The organism is Brevibacillus porteri (assembly GCF_003013475.1).
In the GTDB taxonomy this organism is placed as follows: Bacteria; Bacillota; Bacilli; order Brevibacillales; family Brevibacillaceae; genus Brevibacillus; species Brevibacillus porteri.
This window is the reverse complement of the sequence record NZ_PXZO01000038.1, coordinates 99,446-113,890: the sequence shown is the minus strand read 5'-3', so window position 1 is coordinate 113,890 and position 14,445 is coordinate 99,446. Positions and strand designations below refer to the sequence as shown.

The window sequence follows — 14,445 nt, the reverse complement described above, 5'->3', positions numbered from 1 at the left end:
ATGAAATGAACAAATTGCGCAATTTGTTTGGTTGTGAGACTCACGCTAGTTAATACGGAAAAAGCTGAAATGTATTAACAATATTTTTCTAAGATCGGAGGAAATGACATGTGGATTCTTTTCCCTCACATGCGTAAAGAGGTGCACACGAAAAGAGTTGAGCTTGGGGTGATCGGATATTTCATGGAAGGTCCGAAAAGGGTAGCGGTAGTCGAAGTAATCGAAATCGTTGGGTTGCATTCAAATCCAAACTTGTAAAAATGCATCTGGACTTGGAGGTCATCAAATGACTGGATTCCTAGAAATCGCCAGCGCCATGTTTTTCTTCAATTAATCGGGCAATTCTAGTTCCCTCTCTTTTACTAGCAAAAAGCAGGTTGTCAACGAATGACATCCTGCTTTTTACATCTTCATGCTTTGGATATATCCCAGTGCGGTGGGCGCGTGAACGAAGGTGGCAACTTGGTGCTTGCATCGCCCTTCGCCCCGTTGAGCTGAACCTGCGTGAGAAACAACGTCTCCGTCAAGTTCGCTCCGCTCACATCTGTATCGCGAAAATCTGCACCAATGAGATCAGCGCCCCGCAAATCTGCTCCTCTCAGATCAGCAGCAATCAAATAAGCGCCCCGCAAATGGGCTCCTCGTAAATCAGCGCCTTTGAGCTTGGCACCGATGAGATCAGCGCCTCGGCCATAGGTTTTTCCTTGCTTACCCGCTTTGTATTTGGTAACCGCGTCCTTACGTACCAATTCACTTGTCTGCAATAATAGTTCGTTAACTTTTGCTCGATGAAAAGCGATGTCCAGCTTCAGGATGTCCTCAGGACTGTGATCCGTCAGGCGTTGTGTCTCCTCCAACGCTTCCTTCAATGTAGGATGGAGGGACTGGGCAGCTTGCTTGGTCAACGCCTCCGTTATATACCAGAGTAGCTCATGCAGCTGCCACATGATCGGAAATACTTCGTACATTTGCTTCGCTGATCCGGGTTCTTTACGCCAATCTTGGCCGCTATAAGTGACTTGAGACACCTTTTGACCAGCTCCAAAACAATCGTAGACAGTACAACCGCGAAAGCCTATCTTCCTCAGCTTTGTGTGAACACCACACCGGAAGTCTGCCTGTAAGTTACTACAGGGCTTGCCTGCGTCTTTATTGATAGCAAAGTCAGAGGAAGCAGCAAAAGGCAATGCCACACAGCACAAGCCAAAGCAGCTTTCACAGTCACCTTGAAGATGACCCCTACTGTTATCGTCAGTCGCGTGTATGTGTTCTTGATGCGTAGCCATATAATTATCCTCCTGGAAAAAAACACGATTCTCTCGCTCCTGGCGAAAAGAATCGTGCTACTTTTAGTTAAATGCGATTTGAGATTCGATCAGGTAATTCCCGAAGACTTCAGCAAAGGCTTCTGCTGTATTATAGCCTTCTTCCAAGGTGTTGTTCGTACCACCGAATTCCAAAAGCAGGGCTCCCTCTGAAATCGACTGATTGTACACCCCGTTCCCTTGATTTGAACCTTTCAGGATAATCCCTCGCGACAAACCGGGATAAGAAGCTTCCAGACGGGCGTTCAGCTCTTCCGCCAGCTTTTTGTTCGCCAGATGGTTCGGATTCGCTGTTCCAATTACAAACAGCATCCGGGAATAGGTTTTGCCATTAATCGTGATCGCTACCTTGCTGCGTGGCTCATCACTATCCCGATGAATATCGAAAATGTACTGCAAGTGCGGACTGGTTGCAGCCGCTGCCGCTACCGCCTTGTACGACTCGGAATAAGACATCGAGTAGCTTTTATTTTGTTCCCTCAATCTCTGAGCGAAATCGTCCTGGCTCGCCATTGCCGAAATGCCTCTTGCTTGCAACAGCTCGCCCAGCCTTTTCCCAACAAGCGTGATGTTGATCTCAGGATCATCTACCGAGCTCCCTTGTTGGTTCCGTGCAACATTTCGCCAAGACTCACGGTTATGGGTGTGATAGATATACACTTTCTCGTTTCCAATCATCCCATTGTTGTACTCGTACGTTGCTCCTGTCGGTGGCAGAGTACCGGCTGGTTGAATCTTCTCTACGATCCACCCCGCGATATAGGCGGTCGAATTGTCTGCCAGCCTGATGATGTACCAGTCTCCTACTGTTTGCACAACCGGGAATACTTGTCCAGGTTGAACGGTTCCAATGATTGCATGATCGGTTGAGGGGCCGTTGCGGATGTTAGAATCCGGATTTTTGACGCGAATCTGTAGTTCTTGTACAGCGGGAGGCGTTGTTGCTGGCAAAGTCGCTGGTGCCCCCGGTGTTGGATTCGGCAGTGGCTGTACTGCCCCAGTCTGTTCCATTGGTTTGAAGATATAGGCATAGGTCCCGTTAAAGTTAATGGTGTACCAACCATTTGCATATCCGTAATGATTGATTGTCATCCCGCCATGAATTTGACCAATGACGGTACCTAGAATATCTGGCTGTGCATAAACTTCATAGCCTTCCGTTAATACGATTGTCCCTTGTCCGAATTCACTTCCCGTATTGGATGGGAGTACAGGAGGGGGCGGTGCTGGAAATGTTGTCGGGTCTGGGATTGGTGTTGGCACTGGTACCGGAGTAGGCGCTGGTACCGGGGCTGGTTTTGGTGCTGGTGCCGTTGTCTCCGTCAAGTAACTGACTTTCACCCAGCCGTTCTTTTGATCAGACAGCTTAATTTGTGCCCATTCCCCTTGCTTTCTCATTTGCAAAAACACACCGTTTTTGTCGATGATCTGCAAAATTTGTGCAGTGGCATTTGGTTCTGCCCGAACATTCAGCATGTCCACATTGCTTTTGACATATTTGATCTGTGGAACTTCTATCATCTTCACATACTTATTATTGACCCATCCGGTATTGCCGTTCGGCAGCTTTACCTGAGTCCAATCTTTTTGCTGTTTGGTGATTGGCAACCGCGTGGCTTTTTTGAGTGTTGCGACGATCTGGGTAGTCGTACCTGGCTCGCTTCGAATATTTAACTGATCGACCGCCACGTCTACATGGGTGGCCGCTCGCGCAATGGACAGAGGCATCAGCAAAATCAGGAAGAAAACAGCTAGCAAGCTGACATTTACTCGTAAAAGCAAGTTCCTCGTTCCCCTCTGTTTTTTTCGTATTTTTGGAAAGTCTAGCTAATAGAAAGAACTTCTCGATTCGTCCGCATATTCCTTCATGTATTGACATCTTTTGCTGTCAAAACAGCAATAACTTCACGATCATTCTATCTCCTGAAAATAGTGACGTTTTTGCTAGAAAAAAGTTACAGAAAAAAGGATGAAGCGACAAGCTTCACCCTTTTTCTTTCTCCTCTATTTCCTTCCTACCATTTCGCTGCCCAAGCTTCTATCTCCACTTTGAGCGAAGGGACTGCCAATGCTGGGACGTAAGACATCGTCATCGCTGGTGGTGTCCCCCCGTGAAACTTCTCCCACACCTGATTAAAATGCTTCCAATCCATTTGCTCGGTTGCCCATATATTGATTTTGATGATATGGTCCGCAGTTACTGACTCACTTTCAAAATTGCGCAGGATGTTCTGTAGCGTGTTTTCTACTTGTTCTTTCATATCTGTCGGCAATTCTCCATGAAGGTCCATTCCTACTTGCCCAGAAAGCACGAGCAAATCGGCTCCTTTTGGAACGACCGTCAGATGTGTATAGGGTCCCATAGGCGGAGCAACTGTACTAGGATTTTTGCGGTGAACCTTGGGCTTCGCCTGGTCGGTTTGTTCTTCTTTGACGATCGCCAGTGTTTGATGATCTTCCCACCGACCATTGATTTTCACGTTTTTCTTGGCAATCCCTTCCTTGTGAAAACCAGCTTTTAGCAGCACCTTGATCGAGCCTATATTATGCGGCATCACTCCTGCTTCCAAGCGGTGAAGACCTAGCGTCTCGAAGGCATAGTCAACGACGAGTTTTACCGCTTCGGTCATGTAGCCTTTTCCATTATGCTCTTTATCTAGGAAGTAGCCGATCCAGCAGCTTTGCAGATTCTCTCTTACAACCTCTGAAAGGATGACTTCCCCAATGATTTCATCCTGTCCTTTTTCTGCAATGACAAAGACGTACCCTCTATCTTCTTCTTTTAAAGCCATCGAGCTCTTGATCCTGTCGATTTGTCCTTCCAGCGTGTAAAACGCCTCTTCTCTCGTCCCTGTGAAGTTTTGAAAGAAGTCTCTGTTTCTCCCTTCAAGCGCCCAGAGGCTCTGTGCATCCGATTCCTGTACCAGTCTTACGTAAATGTTCTCTCCGTTTCCTTGCATACCATCCATCTCCCTTTTTCGAAATAAAAAAAACACCACAGGAAATCCTGCGGTGCCCTAAAAAGAAAACCACAGGAAGCGACCTGTGGCGTTTTTCCACTGTATCCTGATGAATCCCCACTACATCAAAGGATGGTCGCTATATCCGTTTTTGGACATACTTCTCCCGTGATTTAGCCAGATCAAAGAAAACAGCGGTGGAGTATCCAATTCCTTTTGGCAAAGACAGTAATGATCTTTTTTTCATGTGGATACCCTCCTTTCCGCTGTTTTTTCGTGCATACCATTTCGATATAGAGACGGTCGTAGCAAACAACCGTTACATTATTATCCATGAACTACTCCACAAGTATAGTGGCAAATGACGTTCGTGGCAACAGCATTAGTGTCTCTTTCTCCCATTTCGCCAAAGCATATACACATTCGCAATAGAGGTCAGTACAAGTAGACCCAACAGGATGTTTGTGACAATCAATGTGTTCGTCAAATGCTGAATGGGTGCCTGAATAACAGATAAAACGCTCATCAGCTTGTTCGGAATATCATTAATCGAGGCGATAAGATTATTGAAATACTGCACATAATCCCCCAAACCGAAAAACCTCCTCTCGCATACCTTATCCCGTCCATAGCCTTTGATAAAATTCGCCGCCTTACTCCGACGAAGAGGAATAGATCCATTTTTTGTGGAACAATGAAAAGGAGAGAAGATTGTCATCATTCATAATCCGATTGCAAGAAAGAAGGGAGCTACCTTTATGACGATTCAACGTTTTGTTCGGGAGTCGCGCACATTCAAAGCAAGCCATGTGTTACCCCCGGATACGAACAATCACAATACGCTGTTCGGGGGCAGGCTGATGGCGCATATCGACGATGTTGCTGCGATTTCTGCCATGAAGCATGCCCGTGGACCAGTCGTTACCGCTTCTACTGATTCCGTCGACTTTTTGCAGCCAATCCGGGTCGACAATGAGGTTGCGCTCGAAGCCTTCGTCACATGGACGCATAACACGTCGATGGAGGTCTTTGTCAAAATTGTCGCAGAGGATTTGCTAACAGGCGTTCGGACAGTCTGTGCTACATCGTTTCTCACGTTTGTTGCCATTGGCGAGGATGGACGGCCTACCCCCGTGCCCAAGGTCGTTCCAGAAACAGAAGAGGAAAAATTCTTGCATGATGGTGCTGAAAAGCGAGCGGAGAAACGGAAAGTTCGTCGCAAGGACAATAAGCATCTCGCGGATATGCTCGGAACGAGACGTCCGTGGGAACCGTGATTGGACACCCTATAACGCCAAAAAGTCCCCTTACCTTTTTGCAGGCTGGGGACTTTTTGCTGTTTCTATCTTACTCTTTGGACGCAAAAGCGAAAGTGGAGAAAGTCATCTGGTGTTTCCAGCCCTATGTCATAGGGCGCGAATCCATTTTTCAACAACACTTTTTGCGAGGAGATGTTATCCGTTGTAGTTTTAGCACAGATGGTTTTGACAGCCAATTGGGGAACGTGCTCCGTTAAAAAGATCTTCAGTGCTTGCGAAGCCACTCCTTTACCAGCAGTATCCTCCCCGACTCGATAACCGAGATGTCCGATTCCTTCGTCTTTCTCGATGTCTACCAAATTCATTCTGCCCAAGATGTCACCCTGGCTGTTTTTTATGAGGCCAAAAAACGAGATTCCTTGCGCCTGCTCGTCGAGCAAGGCTTGCAGACCACGTAAAAAATGGTCATATTGGTAGTAAGCGTCTCCCCGACTGGGAACCGATTTTTCAAAAAAAGCGCGATTGTACACTTCAAATTGAAACAAGCTGGCTGCATCTTGTATACTTAATTTTTCAATAGAAATCATCAGGGGAAGGTATCCTTTCTTGAATAGAGGTGGAATTTTCATATGACTGTTGCTTATCTAGAAGAAGGTACGTTTATCGCCTTTATTGCCTTTACGATATTTTTCTTGGTCGCTTACAAGCTCGATCAGATTTCGTTTGTCTCGTTCATTGTCTCCTTGGCTGTCACGGCTTGCGTTCATGCTGCCTTCTACGTGCTAATTGTAAAATATTGGCCGTTTTTTTAATAGCACAAAAAAGGCGCAGGATGAACATCCGCGCCTGTACGTTTATCTACTCACAGCTTCGCTTCGTAGGCCGCAAGCAATTGAGCCGCTTGCTTGTTGTACTGGTTGACCAAGCCTTGAATGGCTTTTTGCCACTCAGCTTGCGGGAGCGGCACTGATAATTGATTGGCTGGCTTGCCGTTTACGATCAGAGCTGTTGTTAGCATTTGTTGTTGTGCGTCACTGAGTGAAGCCGTCGTTAACGTCTTTGGCTTGAGCACTTTTTTTCCTTTCAGGGAACGCATGAGCTCGGTCATCAGGATGTGCTGATACTCCGTGTACAAATCCATTGTCATGTAGTAGCTCATTCCCTCTCGCACCGGCACAATTCCCCGCTTCTGTGCCCACTCCATCACCTGTGGCGTCTTCATCGCTTGACTCGTTTTGCCTGTCGCCATGAAATAAGCCACTCGGAACATATCTTCGTCGCTCATGACAGAACGATTCTCATCGGCTTTGATGATACCCTTGGACACCAGATCTGAAAGTACCGCTTGCTTGCCAGCATCCTTCGGCAGATTCAAATAAAGCGCCAGATTGGCAAAAAATTTGCTCTCGCTGTTGCCACCAGCTGGCCAGCTATACGGTTTGCCGAAATCGATCAGCTCAAGCGGGCGATGTCGCATCACATCCGAGTAGGCCGAAAACGCTTGGAACGTAATCGGACTATAGGAGACCACTGGTTTTTTCGTCAGGAATCTTGTCGCAAACAACTCTTGCCCACCTTGACTGAGATAACCGAACTGGTCTTTCGTTGTGAATACATAAGGCGTCTGATCGTCTGCCTTACTCCACATTTGTGAGAATACTTTGTTCGTTGGCAAAATCGCCTCATATTTGGCCGCTGTCAGCACCTTGCCTTCCAGTGACATGAGGCCATACAATCCCGTCTTCTTGTCCTGGTAGGCAATGACACCCGTCTTACGATCCGGTAAGGGCAAATACTTCATGGACTGATAATCGCCCGTGCTTAGGCGGAGCAACTGCGGTGAATATACATCCCATCCTGTACTTGATTGAATCAATACCCGATCAAAATCAGATTCCCTGTGAAAACCTTTCACGCTAGTGAGCTTGTTTGTGAGCTGGTTCCCTTCTTGCACCCATACATCCAGTGTACCGTCCAAACGTGCTGTCACTGCAATCTTTTGATTTTGTACGATCGCTTCGTCTGCATCCCGATACACAAAATCGCTCACGACCTGAAGCTGCCCGCCATCGGCCTTGATCATCGCCATTTCGATATTCCCCGCTCTCACACCCATGGTGTATACGGAGTCAGCAACTTTAATCAAAGTGAGAGGCGGTCCGTCGTTGCCTGACTTCCACACGGCGACTTTGATCTCCGTCGTCAACAGCTTGCCCTCAGGGGTATAAAGATCCGCCCAATCGTGATCCATCGCAACGATAAGATTGGTATCGGAATCCATGTAGACAGATTGGTAGAGCTTGCTGATTGGTTGGTTCGTCTTGCGGTCCACGATCATAACGCCTTTTCCCGGCTGATACGCTGTCATCAAATCATCGGACAACGGATTTGGATTGACAGCTTCTATTTGTTTCCCTCCGATGCTGTATCGCAGCACCTTTCCACCCGGCTCCGTCACCAGAACCTCGCCCGTTACTTCCTCGTGGCGAATGATTCGATTCTCAACCGGAGACAGGACCAAGCCTTCATCTTCAGAATAAAGCCCGATTTTGTTTCCGTCTTTGATGCTCAGCATGCTGTAGCTGCCCAATGTCACATACGAGTCGAACCAGAAATCAGGCTCCTTGACTTCTTTTCCCCAGGCTGGGAGGATCGCTTTTTTGCCGTCGCTACGGACGAGCAAGCGTGCAGCTGGCGGACCTTCTACCCGTGGATAAGCAAAGGGGATGACCGTCTCTCCCCCGACTTGGAGGACACCGTACAGATTTGTTTTCGGGTCCTGTCCCAGCACATAGCTGCCATGCAAAAACTGGGCACCTTTTTTCAATGGATGCGACGTACCTTTGGACCTGGAGTGATACGTGATGACATCTCCAGAAACCGTGCAATACATATCCGGATTGTTATGCTCGAACCCGACTTCTTTGTAAATGGGCTCTGCCAGTATCCGTCCGTCTTTCCACAGCCCTTGTCCCTTGGGTCCGATCACCTGAAAGTATCCATTGTTCCAAATATAGATCGCATTGTATTTCGGCTCGAGTACGTACTTGCCATTACGATCGATCAAGCCTTCTTTTCCACCGGATCGCACCTTGAGATACGCAGTGTCAGAACCGCCTTCGTTCGGAATCAGTTCTGCTTTTGCCAGCGCGAACAGTTTTTTGCCGGAAGCAGGATCGTACATGATGAGCTCTTTTGGAGTAGTCGCGACGAAATACCTCTTTTTCTCCGCCTCTTTATTTTCCGTCTGATCAGGAGCAACGAGTTCAACCATCGACAGCTTGCCCGCAAATGGCGGAATCAGGACCTTTCCATCTGTATGAATCAGCATCGATGATTTTCCCAGCAGCATAATCGCCGTCCCTTGCTCTGGGGCCAAATAATACGGATGGGCTCCGGCAAACTTCATGGTCGACAGCTTATGCGTCTTCAAGTCGATATATTGGAACCAGCCGCCTTTTTGAACAATCGCGATATTTTTGGAATCGGGGATGTCAATGTTATCCCAAATCGCAGGGGTTATTTCTTTCCCGGTTCGCGCATCGAGAATTCCTTTTTTACCGCCCTTTGTTACGATCATGTCTTTGGAAAATAGCTCAAAATCATCATAAATGGCCTGTGTGACCAGCTTGTTACCGTCCGTAAAACCAATCTTGTAGTCTGTTAGATACGGCTGAATCTGGGAAAACGTAGCAGCATGGACAGAAGAAGTCCACGCACTTGTCCCGAGTACGACAGCCGTAACCAGACTAATGGTTTTCGTTTTTATGTTCATACGTGATAGGCCCCCTTGGCAAACATTCCCTCCCTTTGACGCTTCGTAGGGTGAAATAGTTTCGTTGCCCTTTTTCAAACAACTGGAACCTTTTCTTTCCCTCCACTCGCTTTTAAGCGTGCTATAATTGTTCACACCGACGCAGTATAATCATCGTATACGGATGGGAGTGCTTATAACAGCACTTGGAAAGGATGTTCCCATGAATTTCTTTGCTGCCGCCTTGCAAAAGCCGGATGTAAGACGATTTGGGATTTTGGCGTTGTTTTGTTTGTTGCTTTACTCCTTGGGAAGTATGCTGAACATGGTTTTGCTTACCTTTTTAGTTACCTATTTAATGAATCGGCTGCATCAATATCTTACACGTCTCACACACAAAGTCGTGCCGATCCATCCCAAGCTGATTCTTATTTTCCTCTATATGTTGCTGACGTTCTTTCTCGTAGTGGGTGGGATGAAAGCCATTCCGGCGCTTATTCATCAAACCGGACAATTGTTCCATGTCATCGAGCAAGTGTACCGCCAAAATCAGCACAATGAGTTTGCCCCTTATCTTATGTCTGTTGTTGGGAAGCTAGATATGAAGGGCATCGTTCAAGGCAGCCTTGATTTTCTCGCAGTGGTCAGAAACGTTGGGTTCAATGTCTTTCTGGCGATTATTCTGAGTCTGTTTTTCCTGCTCGGCAAAGACAATGTCGTTACGTTTACCGCTCAATTTCGCACGAGCAAATTATCCTGGCTGTACAACGAAATCGCCTACTTCAGCCAAAAATTCATCCTGACCTTTGGTAAAGTAATCGAAACACAGCTGTTGATTGCCTTATTCAATACGACCTTCACCGTTATCGGTCTATGGATCATGGGCTTTCCGAATCTATTGGGACTCGCGATCATGGTCTTCATACTGGGGCTCATTCCGGTTGCAGGTGTCGCCATTTCATTGATTCCGCTCAGTGCCATCGCTTTTAGCGTCGGTGGTATCGCAACCGTTATTTATTTGCTCGTTTTCATCATGTTGATTCATGCGCTTGAGGCATATGTGTTGAACCCTCGCTTGATGGCAACGAAGACTCACTTGCCGATTTTCTACACGTTTGTCGTCCTGATCTTTTCCGAGCATTTCTTTGGCGTATGGGGGCTGATTGTCGGGATTCCGTCCTTTGTTTTCTTGCTGGACATCTTAGAAGTGAAGAAAATGGAACAACCCTCGTCCAAAAATAAATCCGTTCCAAAAGATGTACGAGATGTACAAGTCAACCAACGGATGAACACCATAGAGAAGGAGCCCTCATGAATAGGGCTCCTTTTTCCTTTACTTGCCTTCAAACCATTTGATCAAAGCTTGCGTGCCGCTATCTGCCTCGCCGTTTGCTGCCAGTTCTTCATAGAGCGATTTGGAGAGCGCGAGTCCTGGCGTCATCAGCCCCATTTCCTCCGCTGCTTCCAATGCAATGCCCATGTCCTTGATAAAATGTTTGACGTAAAAGCCAGGTGCGAAGTTGCCCGCGATCATGCGTGGTGCCAGATTCGACAGCGACCAGCTACCTGCGGCACCCGCTCCAATGCTCGTCAGCACTTTCTCCGGGTCCAGACCTGCTTTTTTCGCATACGCGATCGCTTCACACACACCGATCATGTTCGTGGCAATACAAATTTGGTTGCACATTTTCGTATGCTGACCTGCACCTGGTCCGCCCTGCAAGACGACGTTTGTCCCCATGATCGTAAACACAGGCTCCATCGCATCAAATACTTCCTGATCGCCGCCAACCATGATAGTCAGTCGCGCTTCCCGTGCCCCCACATCTCCACCAGAGACAGGCGCATCCAGGGAATACAGCTCGTGTTTTTTGGCTTCCTCATAAATATGTTTCGCCAGCGACGGCTTCGATGTCGTCATATCGATCAAATAAGTGCCTGGCTTCGCATTTGCCACAATTCCGTCCACGCCGAGATACACTTCCTCGACATCAGATGGGTAGCCGACCATTGTGATGATGACGTTTGCCTCTTTTGCCAGCTCACTGACCTGTTCCTTCCAGATCGCACCGGCTGCCAGCAAATCTGCCGCTTTTTCCTTTGTACGCGTGTACACCAGTACTGTATATCCTGCTTGCACAAAATGGGTTGCCATGCTTTTCCCCATGACACCCGTTCCTACAAATCCAATAATGCTTTCACTTACAGGCAAAGTCATGTGAACCACTCCTTCGTTTCTCTCTTTCCTATTATCTCGACAATTGTACTTCTCGAATCTATCCGAATATTCCTGCTACGCGTCTTCTGTGTTTAAATGGGAAAAAGGACATATGTCCTTTTTTTTCGCGCGTAAATACCTTTTACTAAAGGGGGGTATAGCCTGCAAGCAAACAAGCAGGAGGCTTGATACATGAAAGAACTTCACGACCGCACCCTTTTGCATACGCTGGTGCAAAATAGTCCCTTGCCCGATATTTTTGATGCCATTACCCTCCATGAAATGCGCCTGTATCAGGCTGAGAAGGGTGACATCCTCTGTTCGAAGGGCGATCAGCTTCACCACATGTACTTCATTCTGAAGGGAAAAATCAAAATTTTCACGACGCTTCCTAACGGAAAATCTTTGTTGCTGCGCTTTAACAATCCACTCGCGATTATTGGAGATGTCGAGTATGTCACACAATGCGAGGTCCGCAATACCGTTGAGTTTGTCCATCGCAGTCTCGTGGTCAGTCTCCCTTTTAAAGTTTTGCAGGAAAACTACCAGAACCACCCGCCTTTTTTGCAATTCATTCTGCATAAAATCAGTCACAAGCTGCATACATCATCGAACTCAACCAGCCTGAACCTGTTGTATCCCGTTGAAAATCGCTTTGCCAGCTATATGCTCTCTACGCTGTCCAGCGACACAGGGTCGACTGCTTCCGAGGAGCTAAAGACGGCGAAGCTGACGGAGGTAGCCGAGCTGTTGGGTACCAGCTACCGACATCTAAACCGGGTCATCCGCAATCTTTGCGCAGCTTCCGTGATCGAACGCAAAAAAGGCGCACTGATTATCAAGGATCGAGAAAAAATCAGTGAGCTTGCGAGCGGAAACATCTATGAGTAATCAACCATATAGGAGGTCATATTGTGCAAGGCATTCTCTTTTCGTTACTCGCTGGCGTTTTTATATGTCTGCAAAGCGTGTTCAATGCGCAAGCCAGTACAAAGCTCGGACTGTGGCAAACCAATGCGATTGTTCACGCCGTAGGCTTTCTTGTATCATTCGCAATCTTTCTCTACGTTCGTGATGGCGATTGGAAAAGCATTGGGGAAGTTAACAAGGTGTATTTGCTTGGAGGCGTTTTCGGAGCGCTCATCGTCTTTAGTGTGATGAAAGGCATTACGGCCATCGGCCCTGCCTATGCTGTATCGGTTCTGCTCATCTCCCAATTGCTCGTCGCTCTCCTCATTGATTCTCTCGGCCTGTTCGGCGTACAAAAGGTTCCGATCACCTTGAACAAGATCATCGGAATCGGCATCATGATCGCAGGCGTAGTAGTTTTCAAATTCAAATAAAAAAGGAGGGCATTATCGCCCTCCCCTACAGAATCAATTGCTCCGGATTCAGCCCCAGCAGAGCCTCATGCACAAACCTTCCGTCTTTTCGAATCAGCACATCGTCAAACCATATTTCGCCGCCACCGTATTCCGGACGCTGAATGCAGATCAGGTCCCAGTGAATCGCGCTGCGGTTGCCATTATCCGCCTGATCATAGGCACGGCCCGGTGTGAGATGGAAGCTGCCAGCGATTTTTTCATCAAACAAAGTATCGCCCATCGGGTGCAAAATGTACGGGTTAAACGCAATGGCGAATTCACCGATGTAGCGTGCACCTTCATCCGTGTCCAATATTTCCGTTAGCTTGTCCGCATGGTTAGCATACGCCTCGACAATCTTTCCTTCCCGAAAAGTAAACCGGATGTTTTCAAACGTCGTACCTTTGAAACTGCTGGGCGTATTGTAGCTGATCGTCCCGTGAATCGAGTCACGCACGGGAGATGTATACACTTCGCCATCGGGTATGTTGCGTTTGCCTACCGCTGTCCGCGTCCCAATCCCTTTGATCGAAAACGTCAGGTCTGTCCCTGGTCCGACGATGCGCACCTTGTCCGTTTTGTCCATGAGGTCGTACAACGGCTGGCACGCTTCGGCCATCTTTCGATAATCGAGTGCACATACGTTGAAATAAAAATCCTCAAACGCTTCTGTCGTCATGTTGGCCTTTTGAGCAAGGGCCGAGGTCGGGAAATTAATGCGCAGTCCTGTAATTTGATTGTCGACATGATGGAAAATGGAATCATACGCTTCTGCGTACAGACGGTACTTCTCCTGCGGAACATCCTTCATCTCACTGTCATTTGTCTCGCCATGAATTCCGATATAGCCTTGTATGCCAAACCACATGTCCTTTTCCCACTGAACGGTCTCGGCAAGCTGCTCTTCGGTTATTCCTTTCAACCATTCCCGCTGGACCTTTGGCCGGACAAAGCGCAGGTGGGGATACGCTCCCTTCGCATACAACCGCTTCACCAATTCCATGGCCAGCGGCTCCCCTTCATCCACGACCATGATCATAATATGCTGTTTGGCTTGCACATCCAAGCTGTACGAAATTAAGTTGTCTGCTATTTTTCCTAGTCTTTCATCTCTCATCGCGCACGCGTCCTTTCCAGATTGTGATTGCTCTTCCAGCATAACGCGCGTTTGTCAGAGGAATATCATCGAAAAAATCGTGATCTCCACTGTTGTGGTCGGGAGAAGCCCTGCCACATGTTTTCCAGTCGCCTGTATCCTCTCTTCGTTCGGGCGGTCTCCTTCCAAACATGTGACAGTGCTTTCGTACAGCTGTGGATGATTTTGTGCGTTTAAAACATTTTGCAAGTTAACGCAGGGAAAGCTTCTGAAAGTCAATTCAGTTGGAAAAGTCATCTTAGAGTCACTTTCAACGATTTTACGAAAAAGCTACGTAGGAAGAAGCGAATTTCCAGTCCAAGCGCCTCTGGAGCCCACCCTAGCGTAGGAAAAAATGGCGGGGAATTTCAGCTTCACTTTATAGACTACCTCCTTGAAACTTCTGCGTTTGAAGCGCTCCCGCCATTTT

Annotated in this window: 14 protein-coding genes; 6 read left to right on the top strand and 8 right to left on the bottom strand. The window is 47.5% G+C overall.

Features of this window, described 5'->3' with window-relative positions; all coding sequences use genetic code 11:
* Window positions 1-108 precede the first annotated feature (108 nt).
* Window positions 109-258 (top strand): hypothetical protein, encoded by a 150-nt coding sequence (locus C7R92_RS32380; protein WP_167403224.1) that lies wholly within the window; start codon window positions 109-111, stop codon window positions 256-258.
* 152 nt (window positions 259-410) lie between these two features.
* Here the strand turns inward: C7R92_RS32380 and C7R92_RS19405 are convergent, their stop codons facing one another.
* The 4 genes from C7R92_RS19405 to C7R92_RS19390 all read right to left on the bottom strand — a co-directional run bounded on the left by C7R92_RS19405 (window position 411) and on the right by C7R92_RS19390 (window position 4,877).
* Entirely contained in the window at window positions 411-1,286 is an 876-nt protein-coding gene (locus C7R92_RS19405; protein WP_106835354.1) for a pentapeptide repeat-containing protein, read from the bottom strand.
* A gap of 63 nt (window positions 1,287-1,349) precedes the next feature.
* Window positions 1,350-3,107, bottom strand: a complete 1,758-nt coding sequence (spoIIP, locus tag C7R92_RS19400; RefSeq protein WP_106835353.1) for a stage II sporulation protein P — start codon at window positions 3,105-3,107, stop codon at window positions 1,350-1,352.
* Between the two features lie 233 nt (window positions 3,108-3,340).
* On the bottom strand, window positions 3,341-4,285 hold the full coding sequence (locus C7R92_RS19395) for a GNAT family N-acetyltransferase (RefSeq protein WP_106835352.1): 945 nt from the start codon (window positions 4,283-4,285) through the stop codon (window positions 3,341-3,343).
* A 382-nt stretch (window positions 4,286-4,667) separates the two neighbouring features.
* The gene (locus C7R92_RS19390; protein WP_106835351.1) at window positions 4,668-4,877 is read right to left on the bottom strand and encodes a hypothetical protein; all 210 of its coding nucleotides are present in this window, start codon (window positions 4,875-4,877) and stop codon (window positions 4,668-4,670) included.
* Between the two features lie 166 nt (window positions 4,878-5,043).
* Between C7R92_RS19390 and C7R92_RS19385 the strand changes: the two genes are divergently transcribed.
* Complete coding sequence (locus C7R92_RS19385; RefSeq protein ID WP_069848366.1) at window positions 5,044-5,562, top strand: acyl-CoA thioesterase; 519 nt, start codon at window positions 5,044-5,046, stop codon at window positions 5,560-5,562.
* A 65-nt stretch (window positions 5,563-5,627) separates the two neighbouring features.
* Here the strand turns inward: C7R92_RS19385 and C7R92_RS19380 are convergent, their stop codons facing one another.
* On the bottom strand, window positions 5,628-6,134 hold the full coding sequence (locus tag C7R92_RS19380; protein WP_106835368.1) for a GNAT family N-acetyltransferase: 507 nt from the start codon (window positions 6,132-6,134) through the stop codon (window positions 5,628-5,630).
* A gap of 39 nt (window positions 6,135-6,173) precedes the next feature.
* Between C7R92_RS19380 and C7R92_RS19375 the strand changes: the two genes are divergently transcribed.
* Window positions 6,174-6,356: a hypothetical protein gene (locus tag C7R92_RS19375; RefSeq protein WP_069848368.1), complete on the top strand. Its 183-nt coding sequence runs from the start codon at window positions 6,174-6,176 to the stop codon at window positions 6,354-6,356.
* A 50-nt stretch (window positions 6,357-6,406) separates the two neighbouring features.
* Here C7R92_RS19375 and C7R92_RS19370 read toward each other — a convergent pair whose 3' ends face one another.
* Window positions 6,407-9,319, bottom strand: a complete 2,913-nt coding sequence (locus tag C7R92_RS19370) for a WG repeat-containing protein (RefSeq protein ID WP_106835350.1) — start codon at window positions 9,317-9,319, stop codon at window positions 6,407-6,409.
* A 202-nt stretch (window positions 9,320-9,521) separates the two neighbouring features.
* On the opposite strand from C7R92_RS19370, the gene C7R92_RS19365 reads away from it, so the two are divergent.
* Complete coding sequence (locus C7R92_RS19365) at window positions 9,522-10,613, top strand: AI-2E family transporter (protein WP_106835349.1); 1,092 nt, start codon at window positions 9,522-9,524, stop codon at window positions 10,611-10,613.
* A gap of 18 nt (window positions 10,614-10,631) precedes the next feature.
* Here C7R92_RS19365 and C7R92_RS19360 read toward each other — a convergent pair whose 3' ends face one another.
* The gene (locus tag C7R92_RS19360; protein ID WP_106835348.1) at window positions 10,632-11,516 is read right to left on the bottom strand and encodes an NAD(P)-dependent oxidoreductase; all 885 of its coding nucleotides are present in this window, start codon (window positions 11,514-11,516) and stop codon (window positions 10,632-10,634) included.
* Between the two features lie 192 nt (window positions 11,517-11,708).
* Here C7R92_RS19360 and C7R92_RS19355 point away from each other — a divergent pair, with 192 nt between their 5' ends.
* Window positions 11,709-12,407 (top strand): cyclic nucleotide-binding domain-containing protein, encoded by a 699-nt coding sequence (locus tag C7R92_RS19355; RefSeq protein WP_069848376.1) that lies wholly within the window; start codon window positions 11,709-11,711, stop codon window positions 12,405-12,407.
* 23 nt (window positions 12,408-12,430) lie between these two features.
* A complete protein-coding gene (locus tag C7R92_RS19350) occupies window positions 12,431-12,859 on the top strand; it encodes a DMT family transporter (RefSeq protein ID WP_069848378.1) in 429 nt (142 codons plus the stop codon).
* Window positions 12,860-12,884: 25 nt separating this feature from the next.
* Here the strand turns inward: C7R92_RS19350 and C7R92_RS19345 are convergent, their stop codons facing one another.
* Entirely contained in the window at window positions 12,885-13,997 is a 1,113-nt protein-coding gene (locus C7R92_RS19345; protein ID WP_106835347.1) for an aminopeptidase, read from the bottom strand.
* Window positions 13,998-14,445: the final 448 nt, after the last annotated feature.

Coding starts and splice junctions, on each gene's coding strand:
- C7R92_RS19375 (WP_069848368.1), top strand. CDS start 6,174: ATGACTGTTGCTTATCTAGAAGAAGGTACGTTTATCGCCTTTATTGCC.
- C7R92_RS19365 (WP_106835349.1), top strand. CDS start 9,522: ATGAATTTCTTTGCTGCCGCCTTGCAAAAGCCGGATGTAAGACGATTT.
- C7R92_RS19355 (WP_069848376.1), top strand. CDS start 11,709: ATGAAAGAACTTCACGACCGCACCCTTTTGCATACGCTGGTGCAAAAT.
- C7R92_RS19360 (WP_106835348.1), bottom strand. CDS start 11,516: ATGACTTTGCCTGTAAGTGAAAGCATTATTGGATTTGTAGGAACGGGT.
- C7R92_RS19345 (WP_106835347.1), bottom strand. CDS start 13,997: ATGAGAGATGAAAGACTAGGAAAAATAGCAGACAACTTAATTTCGTAC.
- C7R92_RS19370 (WP_106835350.1), bottom strand. CDS start 9,319: ATGAACATAAAAACGAAAACCATTAGTCTGGTTACGGCTGTCGTACTC.
- C7R92_RS19405 (WP_106835354.1), bottom strand. CDS start 1,286: ATGGCTACGCATCAAGAACACATACACGCGACTGACGATAACAGTAGG.
- C7R92_RS32380 (WP_167403224.1), top strand. CDS start 109: ATGTGGATTCTTTTCCCTCACATGCGTAAAGAGGTGCACACGAAAAGA.
- C7R92_RS19385 (WP_069848366.1), top strand. CDS start 5,044: ATGACGATTCAACGTTTTGTTCGGGAGTCGCGCACATTCAAAGCAAGC.
- C7R92_RS19395 (WP_106835352.1), bottom strand. CDS start 4,285: ATGCAAGGAAACGGAGAGAACATTTACGTAAGACTGGTACAGGAATCG.